The 17,042-nt window shown below is 67.7% G+C and carries 15 protein-coding genes; 4 read left to right on the forward strand and 11 right to left on the reverse strand.

The window, feature by feature from the left end; translation table 11 throughout:
• Positions 1–21 precede the first annotated feature (21 nt).
• Positions 22–942: an LpqN/LpqT family lipoprotein gene (locus U0R18_RS21130; protein ID WP_526372150.1), complete on the reverse strand. Its 921-nt coding sequence runs from the start codon at positions 940–942 to the stop codon at positions 22–24.
• Between the two features lie 220 nt (positions 943–1,162).
• Here U0R18_RS21130 and leuS point away from each other — a divergent pair, with 220 nt between their 5' ends.
• On the forward strand, positions 1,163–4,006 hold the full coding sequence (gene leuS, locus U0R18_RS21135; protein WP_526372152.1) for a leucine--tRNA ligase: 2,844 nt from the start codon (positions 1,163–1,165) through the stop codon (positions 4,004–4,006).
• Here leuS and U0R18_RS21140 read toward each other — a convergent pair.
• Positions 4,003–4,668, reverse strand: coding sequence for an SDR family oxidoreductase (locus tag U0R18_RS21140; RefSeq protein ID WP_526372154.1), 666 nt, complete (start codon positions 4,666–4,668; stop codon positions 4,003–4,005). The genes leuS and U0R18_RS21140 overlap by 4 nt on opposite strands.
• Before the next feature lie 65 nt (positions 4,669–4,733).
• On the opposite strand from U0R18_RS21140, the gene ggh reads away from it, so the two are divergent.
• A complete protein-coding gene (ggh, locus tag U0R18_RS21145) occupies positions 4,734–6,074 on the forward strand; it encodes a glucosylglycerate hydrolase (RefSeq protein WP_526372156.1) in 1,341 nt (446 codons plus the stop codon).
• A gap of 105 nt (positions 6,075–6,179) precedes the next feature.
• Here ggh and U0R18_RS21150 read toward each other — a convergent pair whose 3' ends face one another.
• From U0R18_RS21150 to U0R18_RS21175, 6 genes are all read right to left on the reverse strand, one after another.
• Positions 6,180–6,644, reverse strand: coding sequence for a MarR family winged helix-turn-helix transcriptional regulator (locus U0R18_RS21150; protein WP_526372158.1), 465 nt, complete (start codon positions 6,642–6,644; stop codon positions 6,180–6,182).
• 72 nt (positions 6,645–6,716) lie between these two features.
• Positions 6,717–7,457: an amino acid ABC transporter ATP-binding protein gene (locus U0R18_RS21155; RefSeq protein WP_526372160.1), complete on the reverse strand. Its 741-nt coding sequence runs from the start codon at positions 7,455–7,457 to the stop codon at positions 6,717–6,719.
• Positions 7,457–9,211, reverse strand: coding sequence for an ABC transporter substrate-binding protein/permease (locus U0R18_RS21160; RefSeq protein ID WP_526372162.1), 1,755 nt, complete (start codon positions 9,209–9,211; stop codon positions 7,457–7,459). Before U0R18_RS21160 ends, U0R18_RS21155 begins: the two co-directional genes overlap by 1 nt.
• Before the next feature lie 45 nt (positions 9,212–9,256).
• A complete protein-coding gene (locus tag U0R18_RS21165) occupies positions 9,257–10,069 on the reverse strand; it encodes an LLM class F420-dependent oxidoreductase (RefSeq protein WP_526372164.1) in 813 nt (270 codons plus the stop codon).
• Complete coding sequence (locus tag U0R18_RS21170) at positions 10,066–10,977, reverse strand: Rv0045c family esterase (RefSeq protein WP_526372166.1); 912 nt, start codon at positions 10,975–10,977, stop codon at positions 10,066–10,068. The genes U0R18_RS21165 and U0R18_RS21170 overlap by 4 nt, the downstream gene beginning before the upstream one ends.
• Positions 10,974–11,654 carry a TetR/AcrR family transcriptional regulator gene (locus U0R18_RS21175; RefSeq protein ID WP_526372168.1) on the reverse strand — a complete coding sequence of 227 codons (681 nt, stop codon included), beginning with the start codon at positions 11,652–11,654 and terminating at the stop codon, positions 10,974–10,976. The genes U0R18_RS21170 and U0R18_RS21175 overlap by 4 nt, the downstream gene beginning before the upstream one ends.
• A 127-nt stretch (positions 11,655–11,781) precedes the next feature.
• Between U0R18_RS21175 and U0R18_RS21180 the strand changes: the two genes are divergently transcribed.
• Positions 11,782–13,584 carry an alpha/beta hydrolase family protein gene (locus U0R18_RS21180; protein WP_526372170.1) on the forward strand — a complete coding sequence of 601 codons (1,803 nt, stop codon included), beginning with the start codon at positions 11,782–11,784 and terminating at the stop codon, positions 13,582–13,584.
• 92 nt (positions 13,585–13,676) lie between these two features.
• On the opposite strand, the gene U0R18_RS21185 is transcribed toward U0R18_RS21180, so the two are convergent.
• From U0R18_RS21185 to U0R18_RS21195, 3 genes are all read right to left on the reverse strand, one after another.
• Positions 13,677–14,771, reverse strand: a complete 1,095-nt coding sequence (locus U0R18_RS21185; RefSeq protein WP_526372171.1) for an inositol-3-phosphate synthase — start codon at positions 14,769–14,771, stop codon at positions 13,677–13,679.
• A gap of 57 nt (positions 14,772–14,828) precedes the next feature.
• Positions 14,829–15,392 carry a PadR family transcriptional regulator gene (locus U0R18_RS21190; RefSeq protein ID WP_526372173.1) on the reverse strand — a complete coding sequence of 188 codons (564 nt, stop codon included), beginning with the start codon at positions 15,390–15,392 and terminating at the stop codon, positions 14,829–14,831.
• 128 nt (positions 15,393–15,520) lie between these two features.
• Positions 15,521–16,369, reverse strand: coding sequence for a DUF1707 domain-containing protein (locus U0R18_RS21195; protein ID WP_526372175.1), 849 nt, complete (start codon positions 16,367–16,369; stop codon positions 15,521–15,523).
• Between the two features lie 102 nt (positions 16,370–16,471).
• On the opposite strand from U0R18_RS21195, the gene U0R18_RS21200 reads away from it, so the two are divergent.
• Positions 16,472–16,912 carry a DUF5318 family protein gene (locus tag U0R18_RS21200; protein ID WP_526372177.1) on the forward strand — a complete coding sequence of 147 codons (441 nt, stop codon included), beginning with the start codon at positions 16,472–16,474 and terminating at the stop codon, positions 16,910–16,912.
• Positions 16,913–17,042 lie beyond the last annotated feature (130 nt).

Here is a 17,042-nt window from a genome sequence, read left to right on the forward strand (position 1 = left end):
ACGAGAACGACTGGCGCCGGACTAATTGACCGGGATCGGCGCCGGCGCTGCGGGTGCCACCGGAGCGACCGGCACAGCGGGAGTGGCGGGCGCCGGGGCCGCTGCCGGGGCGACCGGTGCGGCGGGGGCGGCGACCCGGAACCCGTTGACGATCGCGTCCGTCGCCGGGGCGGCCGCCACTGCCTGGTTGGCGGCGGTGGTCACCGACAGCGTCACCAGGTAGCGGTCCGGGCCGACGGTCGCGATGACGTGCCGCCGGGACGTGTTGAGCACCATGTCGTTCTGGCGGTAGGCGCCCTCGATGACCGACGACGGGAATCCGCCGGCCTCGCTGAGCGAGCCGTCGGTGGTCTGCCAGCCGGCCAGCTGCTGGCTGTCGATGAAGCCGTGGGTGATCGCTTCGCGCGGATCGAAGTCACCGACCAGCTTGTAGACCACCACCTGGGCGTTCGAGGTGTACAGGCCGTCACCGCCGTTGCGGTCGGCGATCACCGCGAACGCGTCCGGGACGTTCGGGTCGGGCACCTGTGACCACCCGGTCGGCATCGGCAGGGTGATGCTCAGCGCCCGGAAGTCGCGCGGATTCTGCGGTTCGAGCGTGACGCCCTTGTCCCGGAAGAACTCGTTGAGGGTGCCGGAGCCGGCAGGCACCAGCGGGGGCAGCGGAGGCGCGGGCGCCGCTGCGACGGTGGCTGGCGCGGGCTTGGGCACCATGGTCGGAATCTCCGGGGATGCGCCCGCTGCCGGTGCCGCGGCGGGGGCGGGGGCAGCGGCGACCGCGGACGGTGCCACGGTGACGGTGACGGTGACGGGTGCAGGCACCGCGGGTTGCACGGGGGCGGGGTCGGCGGATGCGGTGGCTCCCGCGAAGCCCACCACGCCGGCGATGCCTGCGGCGGCTCCGCCTGCCAATACCCGCCAGCGACGGTTGCTGTCGAACATCGACCTGTCCTTCTACGCGATCCGGGGCGCGCAGTGCGCACCATGGTCAGAGGCCGACAGTAACGCCGCCCGGCCGCGGATTCCGGGGCCGAGAGCGACCTGGGATCGAGCTGGGACCAAGCGCTGACCGCTCCGAAACGCAACCGAGACCTGGCGTGACGGCGCTGTGACGCACGTCGCCATTTCTACTGCGTGCGGGTGCCCTTATACCCTGTCTGACGTGAGTGAGACAGGTCCTGACATCGACGCACCCGCCTTCCGGTACACCGCGGAGTCGGCGGGCCGCATCGAGGCGACCTGGCAGGAGAACTGGACCAGCCTGGGCACGTTCAACGTGCCCAACCCGGTGGGCTCGTTGGCGCCGGCGGATGGGGCGGCCGTTCCGGCGGACAAGATGTTCGTGCTGGACATGTTCCCGTACCCGTCGGGCGACGGGCTGCACGTCGGGCATCCGCTGGGCTATATCGCCACCGACGTCTACGCCCGCTTCTTCCGGATGCAGGGCCGTAACGTGCTGCATGCCTTGGGTTTCGATGCCTTCGGTCTGCCCGCCGAGCAGTACGCCATCCAGACGGGCACGCATCCGCGGATCCGGACCGAGGCCAACATCGTCAACTTCCGGCGTCAGCTGGCCCGGCTGGGCCTGGGCCACGACGCGCGCCGCAGCTTCGCCACCACCGACGCCGACTACTACAAGTGGACGCAGTGGATCTTCCTGCAGATCTACAACGCGTGGTTCGACGCCGAGGCCGGCCGGGCGCGTCCCATCACCGAACTGGTGGCGGAATTCGATTCCGGCGCAAGGACTCTGGACGGTACCCCGTGGGCGCAGCTGGACCGGGGTCAGCGCGCCGACGTGATCGACGGTTACCGCCTGGTCTATCGGGCCGACTCGGTGGTCAACTGGTGTCCCGGCCTGGGGACCGTGCTGGCCAACGAGGAGGTCACCTCCGATGGCCGCAGTGAGCGCGGCAACTTCCCGGTGTTCCGGAAGCGGTTGCGGCAGTGGATGATGCGGATCACCACCTATTCCGATCGCCTGCTCGACGACCTCGAGCTGCTGGACTGGCCGGACAAGGTCAAGGCCATGCAGCGCAACTGGATCGGTCGATCCACCGGCGCCGCGGTCCTCTTCTCGGTACCGGCGGTCGGGGATATCGAGGTGTTCACCACGCGTCCTGACACGTTGTTCGGCGCGACCTACCTGGTGCTCGCACCGGAGCACCCGTTGGTCGACCAACTGGTCGCCGATGCCTGGCCCGCCGGAACCGATGACCGGTGGACCTACGGCGCCGCCACACCCAGGGAGGCCGTCTCGGCCTACCGCCGTTCGATCGCCGCAAAGTCGGATCTGGAGCGCCAGGAGAACAAGACCAAGACCGGGGTGTTCCTCGGCGGGTACTGCACCAATCCGGTCGACGGCCGGCAGATACCGATATTCATCGCCGATTACGTCCTGGTCGGCTACGGCACGGGCGCCATCATGGCGGTGCCGGGCGGTGATCAGCGCGACTGGGACTTCGCCACCGAGTTCGGCCTACCGATCGTGGAAGTGGTTGCCGGCGGCGATATCTCGGAGGCCGCCTACAGCGGCGACGGCGTACTGGTCAATTCCGGTTACCTCGACGGTCTGACGATCGCCGATGCGAAGAAGACCGTCATCGAGCACCTGGTTGCCGACGGCCGCGGAGCCGAACGTGTCGAATACAAGCTGCGGGACTGGCTGTTCGCCCGGCAGCGCTACTGGGGTGAGCCGTTCCCGGTCGTGTACGACGCCGACGGCCGTGCGCACGGTTTGCCCGAATCGGCGCTACCGGTGGAACTTCCGGACGTGCCGGACTACGCCCCGGTGTCGTTCGATCCGGACGACGCCGGCAGCGAGCCGTCACCGCCGCTGGGCAAGGCAGTCGACTGGGTGCACGTCGACCTCGACCTGGGCGACGGTCTGCAGGCCTACACCCGCGACACCAACGTCATGCCGCAGTGGGCGGCCTCGTCCTGGTACGAGTTGCGGTACTGCGATCCGCACAACGCGGAAGCGTTCTGCGCCAAGGAGAACGAGATCTACTGGATGGGTCCGCGGCCGGCCGAGCACGGCCCCGCCGACCCCGGTGGTGTCGACCTGTACGTCGGCGGTGTGGAGCACGCGGTGCTGCACCTGCTGTATTCGCGGTTCTGGCACAAGGTCCTGCACGACCTGGGCCACGTGAGTTCGAAGGAGCCCTTCCGGCGGCTGATCAATCAGGGCTACATCCAGGCGTTCGCCTACACCGACGCCCGCGGCGCCTATGTTCCGGCGGCCGAGGTGGTCGAGCGTGACGGCAAGTTCTATCTCGGCGATCAGGAAGTGCGCCAGGAGTTCGGCAAGATCGGCAAGAGCCTGAAGAATTCGATCTCACCGGACGAGATCTGCGACGAGTACGGCGCGGACACGCTGCGGGTGTACGAGATGTCGATGGGCCCGCTGGAGGCGTCGCGGCCGTGGGCCACCAAGGACGTCGTCGGCGCCCACCGGTTCCTGCAGCGGGTCTGGCGGCTGGTGGTCGACGAGACCACCGGCGGGACCCGGGTCGCCGACGAGGACCCGGACGAGGCGACGCTCAAGGCGCTGCACCGCGCGATCGACGGCGTGTCCGACGATTACGCGAATCTGCGCAACAACACCGCGGCCGCAAAGCTCATCGAGTACGCCAACCACCTCACCAAGGAAGGTGTGACTGCGCGCGCCGCGATCGAGCCGCTGGTGCTGATGCTCGCCCCGCTGGCGCCGCACCTGGCCGAGGAGCTGTGGCAGCGGCTGGGCCGGGACACCTCGCTGGCGCACGGACCGTTCCCGGTGGCCGATCCGAGTTACCTCGTCGAGGACACCGTCGAGTTTCCCGTTCAGGTCAACGGCAAATTGCGCGGGAAGATCACCGTGGCGGCCGACGCCGGTAAGGACGCCATCGAAACGGCGGCGCTGGCCGACGAGAAGGTGCTGGCGTTCCTGGACGGGGCCACGCCGAAGAAGGTCATCGTGGTGCCCGGCAAGTTGGTCAACCTCGTCGTCCAGCCGGGCTGCTAGCGGGGGCGGACGACGATCTCGTGCACGTCGGCGTCGGCGGGCGCGTTCACGGCATCGGCGACGAACTGCGCCACCGTCTGCGCCCGCAGGAACCGTTCGGGCCGGTACTCCCCGCCCTCGTAGGCCACCAGGTCGCGCTGCATATCGGTGTCGATCCGGCCCGGGTAGACCGTCGTGACGCGCAGGGCGGGTTCGTCGGCGCGCAGTGAGTCGGCGAACCCGCGGAGGGCGAACTTGCTGGCCGAGTACGAGGCCAGCCCCGGCGACGGGGTGCGGCCCGCGCCGGAGTTGATGAACACCACGTGGCCGCCGGCGGCCCGCAGCGCCGGCAAGAGTGCCAGCGTAAGAGCAACGGCGCCAACCACATTCACCGTCATGGTGGCACGCCATTCGTCGACGCTGGATTCGGCGACCCGGCCCGGGTAGGCGACCCCGGCGTTGTGCACCAGCGCGTCGAGTTCGACGATCGGTTCGACGGTCTCCGCGATGGCGTCCAGGTCGGCGAAATCCACCGGCCAGGTGGTGGCACCGAGGCGTTCGGCGACGGTGTCGAGCCGGGCCGACGACCGGCCCGCGAGGAACAGTGTGTGGGTGGGGGCCAGTGCGTCGGCGATGGCGGCCCCGAGACCACCCCCGGCGCCGGTGATCATGGCGGTGGGCATGCCCGCAACCGTATCGGAGCGTCGTTGTCGAGCGTGCGGCCCGGCGGGGCCGCAAAATGGAACCCATGGCGCCCGACCCGAGCTTCACGCCGACCCAGCTGGCGGCTCGCGCCGCCTACCTGCTGCGCGGCAACGACCTCGGCGCGATGACGACGGCGGCGCCATTGTTGTATCCGCACATGTGGAGCTGGGACGCGGCCTTCGTCGCGGTGGGCCTGGCACCGCTGAGCGTCGAGCGGGCCGTCGTCGAACTCGACACGCTGCTCTCGGCGCAGTGGAGCAACGGGATGATCCCGCACATCGTGTTCGCCAACGGCGTCGACGGGTACTTCCCGGGGCCGGCCCGCTGGGCCTGTTCGGCGCTGGCCGCACACGCGCCGCGCACCCGGCACACTTCCGGGATCACCCAGCCGCCGGTCCACGCGATCGCCGTGCAACGCATTCTCGATCACGCGCGCAGCCGGGGGCGGTCCACCCGGGCGGTGGCCGAGGCCTTCCTGGATCATCGGTGGGACGATCTGGTCAGCTGGCATCGTTGGCTGGCCGAGGCGCGTGACCAGAACGGCCGTGGCCGGATCACGCTGTACCACGGCTGGGAATCCGGGATGGACAACTCGCCGCGCTGGGATGGCCCGTACGCCAACGTGATTCCCGGTGCCGTTCCGGAGTACCAGCGCGAGGACAACAAGATCAACACCGATGCGACGCAGCGTCCGTCGGACGCCGAGTACGACCGCTATCTGTGGTTGCTCGAGGAGATGAAGGGCGTCCGCTACGACGACGGACTGCTGCCGAAGGTGATGAGCTTCGTGGTCGAGGACGTCTTCGTCTCGGCGATCTTTTCGGTGGCGTGTCAGGTGCTGGCCGAGATCGGCGAGGATCACAAGCGTCCGCACGCCGACGTCCGCGAACTCTACGGCTGGGCCGACCGATTCCGGGCGGGCGTGGTCGAGACCACCGACCAGAGAACCGGCGCCGCAAGGGATTACGACGTGCGCGCCGAATCCTGGATCGCCACCGAAACCGTTGCGCAGTTCGCACCGCTGCTGTGCGGTGGACTGCCGCACGATCGGGAGCGGGCGTTGTTGCGATTACTCGAGGGGCCGCGGTTCAGCGGTCACCCGGATCTGAGGTATCCACTCATCCCGTCGACGTCGCCGGTGTCCCGCGACTTCCGGCGCCGCGAGTACTGGCGCGGACCGGTCTGGCCGGTGCTGACGTGGTTGTTCTCGTGGGCGTTCGCACGGCGCGGCTGGGCCGAACGTTCCGCGGTGCTGCGCCGTGAGGGCCTACGGCAGGCCAGCGACGGGACGTTCGCCGAGTACTACGAACCGTTCACCGGCGAGCCGCTGGGCAGCATGCAGCAGTCGTGGACCGCGGCCGCGGTGCTGGACTGGCTGGGCTGACCGCTACTTCGAGCGGACATCACCGTTACCCACGCCGAAACGGACGAACGGGCGAAGAAGAGCGAGTAGACGCCGCCCAAACGTAGGTTTCGGCGGGGTGGATGCCTACTCGCCGGCCAGCCGGGACAGCGGTCCCAGCGCCGCCTCGAGCACGGCGACGTCCTCGGGACTGAGCCGGCGCAGCATGTTGGCCAGCGAGGCCCGGCGTGCGGCGAGGGACTCGGCGTGCTGCGCGTGACCTTTCGGGGTGATCTCCACCAGAACGGCGCGCAGATCCGACGGATCCCGCGAGCGCTTGACCAGACCGAGTTTCTCCAACCTGCGGATGGCCACCGTCGTGGTGGGGGTGCGGACCCGTTCGTGGGCGGCCAGTTCGGTCATCCGGATCGGTCCCTGATCGAGGAGGGTCACCAGGATGGACAGCTGCGCCAGGGTCAGTTCGCCAGCGGTCTCACGATTGACCTCGCCCCGCCGGAGCACGGAGAACAGCTTCGACAACGTGCGTTGCAGACCCTCGGCGAGCTCGGTCACCTCGGGCGCAGTCGTTGCTCCGGCATCGGCTTCGGACATGATTTGGCAGTCTAATGGTTACGCTCTGCGCGCACGTCGTGTCGTGGCGGATTGGTGCCGACGCGTATTCGGCTAGAGCACCTGGTCGAGGAATCGCTGCAAGCGGTCGGTCTCGGCGGACTCGAAGAGACGCTCCGGTGGCCCGGACTCCAGCACCCGGCCGTGGTCCATGAACACCACCGCGTCGGCCGCCGACCGGGCGAACCCCATCTCGTGGGTTACCACCACCATGGTCATTCCGTCGGCGCCCAGTTCGGCGATCAGTGCCAGTACGCCCTTGACCAATTCGGGGTCCAGCGCCGAGGTGGCTTCGTCGAAGAACATCACCTGCGGGGACATCGCCAGTGCCCGCGCGATGGCCACCCGTTGCTGCTGACCGCCGGACAGCATGCCCGGACGGGCGGCGGCCTTGTGCCGCAGCCCAACCCGGTCCAGCTGGGTCAGCGCCACCTCCCGCGCGGCCTCGGCGGGCAGTTTCAGGAGCTTGCGCGGCGCCAGCGCGACATTGTCGAGCACCGAGCGGTGTGGGAACAGATTGAACTGCTGGAAGACCATCCCGATGCGCCGCCGCAGGAGGTTCGGGTCGTCGCGCAGCACCGAGCGACCGTCGAGCAGGATGTCACCGCGGTCGGGCTCGTGCAGCCGGTTGAGTGTCCGCAGGAGGGTCGACTTGCCCGACCCGGACGGTCCGATCACAGCGGTGGTGGTGCCGGCGGGGACGTCGATGTCGACCCCGCGCAGAACGGGATTCGGCCCGAGCGACAGGTGAATGTCGTTCGCCGCCAGTGAGACCGGGGAAGGTGTCGTCGTCATCAGACCATCTCCTCGGCGAGGAGGTCTTCGTCCTGCGGTGTCCGGCCCTTGCGCAGCCGGGTGTCGACGAAGTTCACCAGGTGGGTCAGCGGGATGGTCAGCATCAGATAGAACAGGCCGGCGGCCACCAGCGGCGAGAGGTTACCGGTCTGGGCGTTGAGGTCGCGGCCGACCTGGAACAGTTCGCGCTGGCTCGCGATCAGGCCCAGGAAGTACACCAGCGACGACGCCTTCAGCAGCGAGATGAACTGGTTCATCAGGGCGGGCAGCACGCGCCGGATGCCTTGCGGGACGACGATCAGCCGCATTGCCGACCCGTAGCCGAAACCCAGTGCCCGCGAAGCCTCCAACTGCCCCTGCTCGACGCTCTGGATGCCGGACCGCAGGATCTCCCCGACGTAGGCGGCGGCCATCAGTCCCAGTGCGGCGATGCCCAACGGGAAGGGATTGTTGCCCGTCAGCCCGCCGACCACCGGTCCGAAGCCGAGCCCGATCAGCAGGATGATCACCACTTCGGGAAGGCCGCGGAAGATGTCGGTGTAAACCCTTGCGGGCCAGCGCAACCAACGGGATCGGGAAATGCCCGAGAGGGCCAGTGCCAGTCCGAGCAGCAGGCCGATCACGGCTGCGCCGCTGGTGAGGATGAGCGTATTGGGCAGGCCCGTCCGGAACAGGTCGGGAATGGCCTTCCTGTACAGGTCCCAGGTGAAGAAGGATTCACGCAGCTGCGCCAGGGTGGACTTCGGCGTTGTGGCACCACCGGCCTCCGGCGTGCCGCGGGTGGCGCTGATCGCGGCGAAGTCCGGAAGCTGGGGTGCGGCAACCGCTTTGGACCCCGGTTTCCAACCCGGTGGCAGCGCACGGGGCACCCAGTCGGAGTACAGCCGCGCCCAGGTACCGTCGGCGATCACCGCGTCCAGACCGGAGTTCAGCGCGTCGATCAGCGGCTTGTTCTCCCGGGCCACGGCATACGCCACGAAGTTGTCCAGGCTGAACGTGTTTTCGACGATCTCGGTGGCGTCACCGGGTTTCACGGTGCCCACCGCTTGTTGTGACGGCGCCACCCACGCGTCGATCTGGCGGGTCTTCAGGCTCGCGTAGACGGTGTTGTAGTCGGGGAACTTCACCGGGTCCAGGTGCAGGGTGTCCACCACGTAGGCCTCCTGCACGGTGCCCTGCACCACCCCGATGCGTTGGCCGGCAGCAAGTTTCGAGAAGCTGTCGATGGGCGAGCCGGACGGGACCACCAGTGAGAAGTAGCCGAAGTCGTATCCGTTGGTGAACCCGACGGTTCGCCGACGGGCATCGGTGGTGGTGATGGACGACGAGCCGACGTCGAAGCGGCGCGACGCGACCTGGGCCAGCAGCCCCGAGAAGTCGGTGCCCACGAAATTGACCTGCAGACCGAGTTTGGCGGCGATGGCGCGCAGCAGTTCGTTGTCGAAGCCGGTGAACTGGCCGGCCGAGTTGATACAGATGCTGGGCGGCGCATCCGAGAGGGTGCCGACCGTCAGGGTGCCCGGGGTACCCAGGCCCAGCGCATTGCGGTCGATGCGATCCAGTGGGATGACCGACGCGGTGGTGTACCGGTCCGATCCGGGACCACCGGCGGCCGCAGCCAGGTTGGTGGGCAACGCACTGGCGCTGTCGGGGCCCGGTGGGGCGCACTGATCGGCGCCCGCCGCCGGAGCCAGTGCGAGCGCCGTCAGCGTCACCAACAGCGCGGCAACGAGAATCCGCCACAACCGGGTCATTGGCCGAAACCTACCCGGGCGCGGCGCGTTGGTGAAGGGTTGTGCTCACCCGGAGCGTTGATCGCGCCACCGGCACAGCGCCTGCGCAGCGGTCAGGTCGTAGTCCGGCCCGTTCGCGCCGATCGTCAAGAGCGTGACACCCTGTGCTGCCAGCGACTCGGCGTTGCCCAGCAGGGCTGCCGTGCCCTCGCCGCGGGCCACCCCGCTGTTGTTCTCGACCCCGGCAGAGCGTTCGACCGCGGCGGGGTCCCGACCCAGGTCGCGGCAGTAGCCGTCCAGCAGGGCGGCCTTGCCGGGGAGGGTTTGCGGCGTGGTGAACCCGTGCCAGATATCGGCATACCGGGCCACCAGGGGCAGGGTCTTGCGTTCGCCCTGACCGCCGATCAGGATCGGGATGTGCCGCGTGGGCGCGGGGTTCAACTTCGCCAGCCGGGCCGTGATCCGGGGTAGTGCGGCTGCCAGATCGTCGAGACGGCTTGCTGCCGTGCCGAATTCGTACCCGTACTCCTGGTAGTCCCGGTCCTTCCAGCCCGAGCCGATACCAAGGATCAACCGGCCGCCGGAGATGTGATCAACGGTGCGGGCCATATCGGCGAGCAGTTCGGGATTGCGATACGAGTTGCACGTCACCAATGCGCCGATCTGCACGCGGGACGTCTGTTCGGCCCAGGCGCCCAACATGGTCCAGCATTCGAAGTGGGCGCCGTCGGGATCTCCGTACAGCGGGAAGAAGTGGTCCCAGTTGAACACCACGTCGACGCCGATGTCCTCGCATCGGCGGACCGCATCACGGATGCGGCCGTAGTCGGCGCACTGCTGTGGTTGGAGCTGGACCCCGATGCGCAGCGGACGGCTCATTTCTGGTCCAGGATGTCGCGCAGGATCTGGGTCAGCACAGCGGGCTGGTCACCCTGGACCGAGTGCCCGGAGTCGGGCACCATGATGGTGCGCCGGAATCCTGGTGCGTCCCTGGCGAATTGCGCGGCGTCCTCATCGTTGACGAAGAACGAGTTGGCGCCCCGCACCAGCGTGGTGGGCATGGTGATGGAGGGGACGTCACCCCATAGGCCCTCGAAGCCGTCGCCCTTGCGGAACGTGTCGTAACGCCAGGCCCAGGTGCCGTCGTCGAGTTGTTTGGCATTGTGGAAAACGCCGCGCCGCAACGATTCCCGACTGCGGTGTGGTGAGGCGGTGACGGCTTCGTCGACCATGGCCGCAAAGGTGGGGAAGGTACGGTCGCCCTGCACCAGCGCGACCGCGCCGAGCTGGGCCTTGGTCATCTGTTCGTGCCGTTCGGGGGCCGACGGCGTGACGTCCACCAGCACCAGCTCGGGTACCAGTGCCGGATCGGTGGTGGCCAGCCGCAGCGCGGTCAGGCCGCCCAGCGACATGCCGACCACCAGACGGGGTTGCGGGGCCAGTTCGTGCAGCACCGGCCGGAGCGTCTGCGCGTTGAGTTTCGGTCCGTAGTCCCCGTCCTCGCGCCAATCAGAGCGGCCGTGCCCGGGCAGGTCGACGGCCAGTACCGAGGGCAGCCCGAGGCCGAGGATCACGGTGTCCCAGGTGTGGGCGTTCTGGCCGCCCCCGTGCAGGAACAGTGCCTCGGCCGGTCCTTGGCCCCAGTGCAGGGCACTGATCCCGCCGAGGTCCACCCGATGTACCGGGGGCAGCGGGCCGTTGAACCCGGCCTGTTCGGCGTTCTGCGGCAGCAGGGCGAACTCGTCGAGGGCTGCCAGTTCGTCGTCGGAGTAGTCCGTGGCGCTCACTCCGCGGACCCTACTCGGCGTCGCCGGACCGGTGGGTCGGGCGGGGTGAACACCAGCTCGGCGTTCGGCGGATCGATCAAGATGGCCGGCAGTACGAACGTTCGCAGGTACCGCCTCGCGACATCGGGGGTGTCGATGCCGGGGATGACTCCCAGCAGCATGCTCAACGCGGTCGAAACCACGAACTTGGCGACGTCGGAGGCCGCCAGGCCGGGGCGGACCAGGCCGCTGTAGCCCTCGATCATGGTCGCGACCAGGACGGGCAGTTGGGGGTCACCGGCAATCATGTGCGCGACGGTGCCGTCGTCGGTCTGTTCGGAGATGGTCTTGAGCAGTGGGTCGTGGATCAGCTCGGTTGCGACGATCACCAGGGCCTCGACGAACAACTCTGTCAGGGTCGAATCAACGGGCAGCCGTTCGAGGATGGCGGTGTGGTGGCGTTTGGTGACGCGCTGGACCAGTGCTTCCAGTAGGCGTCGGCGGTTGGGGAATTGCCGGTAGATCAGCGCGCGCGAGTAGCCGGCTTCCTGCGCGATGAGCTCCATGGTCGAGGCTTGGTAGCCGCGGAGCAGGATCAACCGCTCGGCGGCATCCAGTAGGAGTTCCTTCGCCTGGTCAGCGGTGTTCCCGCCACCGGCCGGCCGGCCGCGGGCTCGGCGTGGAGAAGGCGATGGCAAAGGTGTCCGTCCGGTAATCGCAGGTGAGGTCCAGTATGCCGGAACCCGGTCTTGTGCCCCGCCCGAGAGTGGGTTAAAAATATACCCATAGTCGGATTCATCTAATTAACGCGAATGAAGGACGGACATGGGGGATCGACGTTGGTGGTCGGCGGCCGAGGCGGGATTCGCCATCGCTGCAGTGACAACCGGACTGCTGGTCGGTGCTGCGAGTGCCGCCGCCGAACCCGCCGCAGGTACGTCGGCGGATACCGGGGTGTCCGACACGCCGGCCCAGGCGACCAAACCGTCGAGCACGCCCACACCCGCGGGCGATGTCGATGAGGCCAAGGATTCGTCCACCTCCGACACCGAGACGGCGGACCGCGCCGACTCCGACAAGGCAGATACCGAACAGGCAGATACCGAACAGGCAGATACCGACCAGGCCGACACGGACCAGGCCGACACCGATGTGCCGGACACTTCGGCGGCCGAGGACCCCACCGCCGAAGTGCCCGAAGTCGTTGTCGATGACCAGGATTCACCCGCGGCACCGGACATTGTGTCCGAGGCACGCAAGACGGCGCACGATGCGACCGCCGGCACTGAAGTGAAGTCGGCGGTGGCGCCGTCGGTCGAGACCGAGAACGCGGAGAGCGACACCGATCGCCAGAGCGATCCCCCGAGCACGCCGAGCGATGAGCAGATCGCCTCCGCCCGCGTGGCGTCCGATCCCGCTACGGCGAACGTGCAGACGGTGTCCGTCCGAACGGAATCGGCTCCGGCCGAACCGGATTCGGTGCAGGAAGAGGCGGTGGCGGCCACGGTCGCCGTCGCGGCGGACGCGGATGCGGTTGCCGCCGGGGCGCACCAGCCGTCCCTGCTGACCGTCGTCGGCTCACTGGTGATGAACCTGCTGATGGGGTTGATCCACCTGGTCGACGGACCTCCGATGCTGCCGGCCGGCAGCACGGTGACCGTCCGGACGTCGTCGCTGACCCTGCCGATCGGCAACGGCGAGCAAGTGGAAGCCGATTGGTACTTCCCGGACGTCATCGACAGTTCGACGCATCTGATCTATCTGCAGCACGGGTTCATGGCCAGTGGCCCGATGTACAGCTACACCGCCGCGCATCTGGCCGAACGCACCAACAGCATCGTGGTGGCGCCATCGCTGTCGTCCAACTTCTTCGATGCGAACGCGGACTGGGTCGGTGGCTCGACCCTGCAGAGGGCGGTGGCGAAACTCTTCGAGGGGTCGCGCACCGCGTTGACCGAGAGTGCCAGTGCGGCATGGGGTTCGGCGATCACCCTGCCCGACACCTACGCATTGGTCGGCCATTCCGCCGGCGGCACGCTGGTCACGGCAGTGGCCGGTTATCTGGCGGACGACGATGCAATGGACAACCTGGTCGGGATCGTGATGCTCGACGGCGTCGAGCCGAACGGGTCGCACGCCGTCAACGACGCGCTGGGCAAGTTGACCGGGAAGCACTACCGGCCGATCTATCTGATCTCCTCGCAGCGCTACATGTGGAACCGCGGCGGGGACATGGCGGACAAGCTGCTGGCCGCTCGTCCGAACACGTTCAACGGTGTGGGTCTGGTCGGTGGCACGCACATCGACTACATGGAGGGCGGCAACGGGTTGCTCCAGTTCTCGGAGTACCTGATCTCCGGGTTCTCGCTGCGCGAGAACATCGATGCGGCCGGGATCATCACGGCGGGCTGGGTGAACGACCTCTTCGGCGGAACCACCGACAACGGCGTCTACGGCACCACCGGCCAGAGTATTTCGATCGCCACACCCACCAAGCCGGCCACCGCGGTGGTGCTGCCGCTGGGGCCGGCGGGTCCGTCACCGCTCGGCGAGTACTTCGACACATTGCTCACGAACGTGTTCGAGTACGCCGGGGCGAACCTCTTAGTCTACGAACCGTTGACCTGAACGCGAAACTGCGGCCAGTGCGAGTCCCGATGGGGAATCTCGCGCTGACCGCAGTCTCGGCGTAGATGATCAGCCGGGTTGGCGCATCGTCGTCAGCCGGCGATGAACTTCTCCAGCTCGACCCGCGCAACGTCGTCGGCCAGCTGCTCCGGCGGGCTCTTCATCAGGTAGGCCGAGGCGGGGATGATCGGTCCGCCGATGCCCCGGTCCTTGGCGATCTTGGCGGCACGCACCGCGTCGATGATGATGCCCGCCGAGTTCGGCGAATCCCAGACCTCGAGCTTGTACTCGAGATTCAGCGGCACGTCACCGAAGGCGCGGCCCTCGAGGCGGACGTAGGCCCACTTGCGGTCGTCCAGCCACGCGACGTGGTCGGACGGTCCGATGTGAACGTTCTTGTCCTCGACCTTGCCGGCCAGCGAGCCGGTCAGGTTGGAGGTGACGGCCTGGGTCTTGGAGACCTTCTTGGACTCCAGGCGCTCGCGCTCGAGCATGTTCTTGAAGTCCATGTTGCCGCCGACATTCAGCTGGTAGGTGCGGTCCAGCGTCACGCCGCGGTCCTCGAAGAGCTTGGCCATCACACGGTGGGTGATGGTGGCGCCCACCTGGCTCTTGATGTCGTCGCCGACGATCGGAACACCGGCGTCCTCGAACTTCTTGGCCCACACCGGGTCACTGGCGATGAAGACCGGCAGCGCGTTGACGAATGCGACGCCGGCATCGATGGCGCACTGCGCATAGAACTTGTCGGCGTCGTCCGAACCCACCGGCAGGTAGGAGACCAGCACGTCCACCTTGGCGTCCTTGAGCACCTTCACGACGTCGACGGGCTCGGCGTCGGAGATCTCGATGGTCTCGGCGTAGTACTTGCCGATGCCGTCGAGGGTGGGGCCGCGCTGCACGACGATGTCGGTCGGCGGCACGTCGGCGATCTTGATGGTGTTGTTCTCCGACGCGAAGATCGCCTCGGACAGGTCGAAGCCGACCTTCTTGGCGTCCACGTCGAACGCGGCGACGAACTTCACGTCGCGCACGTGGTACGGACCGAACTTGACGTGCATCAGGCCCGGGACGTTCGAGTTCTCGTCGGCGTCCTGGTAGTACTGCACGCCCTGGACGAGCGAGGACGCGCAGTTACCGACGCCGACAATGGCGACCCGCACGTCAGTCGCGGTGTTCTCACTCATGGGGTTCTCCTTATATCCGGTACTGCAGTGGTGCTGTGTTCATCAGGGGGTGACGTTCTAGGTGGTCTGTTCGGGGTGGGTCTGAGCGACCCGTTCGGCGGCGATCAGGTCGTTGAGCCATTTGACTTCGCGCTCGCTGGATTCCAGGCCGAGTTGGTGCAGCTGCTTGGTGTAGCGATCGAACGAGCTGCTGGCGCGGGCGATGGCTTCCCGCAGGCCTTCCCGGCGTTCCTCGACCTGGCGGCGGCGGCCTTCCAGGATCCGCATCCTGGCCTCGGCCGGGGTCCGGTTGAAGAACGCGAGATGCACGCCGAAGCCGTCGTCGGTGTAGTTCTGGGGTCCGGTGTCGGCGACCAGCTCGGTGAAACGTTGCCGGCCGGTGTCGGTGAGCTGGTAGACACGCCGGGCGCGGCGCACCTTGGTACCGGTCAGCGGAACGACGCCCACGGGGGCGGCGTCCTCGACGATCAGACCGTCGGCCTGCATGCGGCGCAGCGCCGGATACAACGAGCCATAGGAGAAAGCCCGAAAGGCACCCAACAGGCCGGTGAGCCGCTTCCGCAGCTCGTAGCCATGCATCGGTGATTCGAGGAGGAGCCCGAGGATCGCGAGTTCCAGCATCCGAATCACCTCCCTTGACGCATTGCTTCGTTACGGCGGTCCAACACCTCGCGCAATAGTATCGCGCCGATATATTCGGCGCTAATTGATGGCCGCGTTCGCACCAGCCCGACGCGAATATGCCCAGGTCAGGAGGGGTAGCTGATCCGCTTGGACGTGCCGTCGGGATTGAGCTCGAGGTTGCCGCTGCCGAAGTCGCTGGACACATAGATCGACAGCTCGACGGCGTCCGGAGTGGTCGGATCACCCGACGGATCGATGATCAGATATGTGCTGGTGACCTCGGACGGCTTGATCCCGAGCGTCTCCGGCGCCCCGCGCAGCGTCCCAATGACGGCTTTCATATCGAACTTGGCCAGATCGACCATGCGCGCGTCGCTGGACTTCGACGTGCTGCTCGGGTCATCCCAGCCGCCGCGGTAGGTGTAACTGAGCACTCGCCGGTCCTCGCCCGGATCGGGCCGGTCGAGCGAGGCGTAATCCGGGTAGATGACCATCCGATAGCCGTTGGTGTCGCCGAACTTCTGCTTCATCTGCTCGAACAGCCCGGTCAGTCCGCCCAGCGAGTGCAGCTGGCGCGGGGCGGTCAGCACCACCGGACCGATCCCGTCCGACTTGGCGCCCGGGTCGGAAGTGAAGTTCAGGGGTGAGGATGTATTGCCGTACAGACCCCAGCCGATCCCGATGCCGAGCAGCACCAGGACGCCGGCAATCGCCGCCCGGATGCCCCAGCCTCCGGACGCCCCGGGGATGCGGGGCTTGAGATTGGGCAGTTGCACGGGCGCATTGGCGGTCTGTAGATCGGACACCAGGCCCTGCAGATCGCCGAGCGTTGCGGCGTTGGTCGCCGCGGCGACGCGCTGCCGGTGCTCCTCATTGGACAACTGACCGTCGCCGAGTGCGCTGTCGAGGATCGCGCAGGTGTCGTTGCGGTCGCTGTCCTTGGCCCGGGTACCGGGCGTCTGACGGGTTGACACCCGATGATCGTAAGAGGTGGGACGCCGTTCGGGGCGACGCACCGGGACCCGGAGTGGCCGGTCGACCCTCGGCACTCGGTGCGCCGACGTACTCTGGTCTGCGTGCGATTGCAGCGACAGGTGGTGGATTACGCGCTCCGGCGCCGTTCACTGCTGGCCGAGGTCTACTCCGGCCGCACGGGTGTCACGGAGGTCTGTGACGCCAACCCGTACCTGCTGCGCGCCGCCAAGTTTCACGGCAAGCCCAGCACGATCATGTGCCCGATCTGCCGCAAGGAGCAGCTGACCCTGGTGTCCTGGGTATTCGGCGATTCGCTGGGTCCGGTGTCGGGGTCGGCACGAACGGCCGAGGAGCTGGTCCTGCTGGCAACCCGTTACGACGAATTCGCAGTACATGTGGTGGAGGTATGCCGGACTTGCAGCTGGAACCATCTGGTCAAGTCGTACGTGCTCGGCGCACCGAAGTCCTCGAGGCCATCGGGACCGTCGCGTGGACGTCGCACCCGAGCGGCGCGCAACGACGCGCGCACGGCCAGTGAATAGCGACGATCCCCTGGACCGGTCCGCAGCCGACAACCCGTCCGGGTCGGGGCGGCACGCGGCCAGCACCGGGGCACAGCCCAGCGTCGCGGTGGACCCGCTGGGCGTGGGCGAGGTCGGAAAGCACACCTCG

The organism is Mycobacterium sp. (assembly GCF_046330795.1).
Lineage (GTDB): Bacteria > Actinomycetota > Actinomycetes > Mycobacteriales > Mycobacteriaceae > Mycobacterium.

What these genes read in the sequence shown, in the direction of transcription:
- U0R18_RS21130 (WP_526372150.1), bottom strand. Translation starts at nt 942, where the DNA reads ATGTTCGACAGCAACCGTCGCTGGCGGGTATTGGCAGGCGGAGCCGCC.
- U0R18_RS21140 (WP_526372154.1), bottom strand. Translation starts at nt 4,668, where the DNA reads ATGCCCACCGCCATGATCACCGGCGCCGGGGGTGGTCTCGGGGCCGCC.
- ggh (WP_526372156.1), top strand. Translation starts at nt 4,734, where the DNA reads ATGGCGCCCGACCCGAGCTTCACGCCGACCCAGCTGGCGGCTCGCGCC.
- U0R18_RS21150 (WP_526372158.1), bottom strand. Translation starts at nt 6,644, where the DNA reads ATGTCCGAAGCCGATGCCGGAGCAACGACTGCGCCCGAGGTGACCGAG.
- U0R18_RS21155 (WP_526372160.1), bottom strand. Translation starts at nt 7,457, where the DNA reads ATGACGACGACACCTTCCCCGGTCTCACTGGCGGCGAACGACATTCAC.
- U0R18_RS21160 (WP_526372162.1), bottom strand. Translation starts at nt 9,211, where the DNA reads ATGACCCGGTTGTGGCGGATTCTCGTTGCCGCGCTGTTGGTGACGCTG.
- U0R18_RS21165 (WP_526372164.1), bottom strand. Translation starts at nt 10,069, where the DNA reads ATGAGCCGTCCGCTGCGCATCGGGGTCCAGCTCCAACCACAGCAGTGC.
- U0R18_RS21180 (WP_526372170.1), top strand. Translation starts at nt 11,782, where the DNA reads ATGGGGGATCGACGTTGGTGGTCGGCGGCCGAGGCGGGATTCGCCATC.
- U0R18_RS21185 (WP_526372171.1), bottom strand. Translation starts at nt 14,771, where the DNA reads ATGAGTGAGAACACCGCGACTGACGTGCGGGTCGCCATTGTCGGCGTC.
- U0R18_RS21190 (WP_526372173.1), bottom strand. Translation starts at nt 15,392, where the DNA reads ATGCTGGAACTCGCGATCCTCGGGCTCCTCCTCGAATCACCGATGCAT.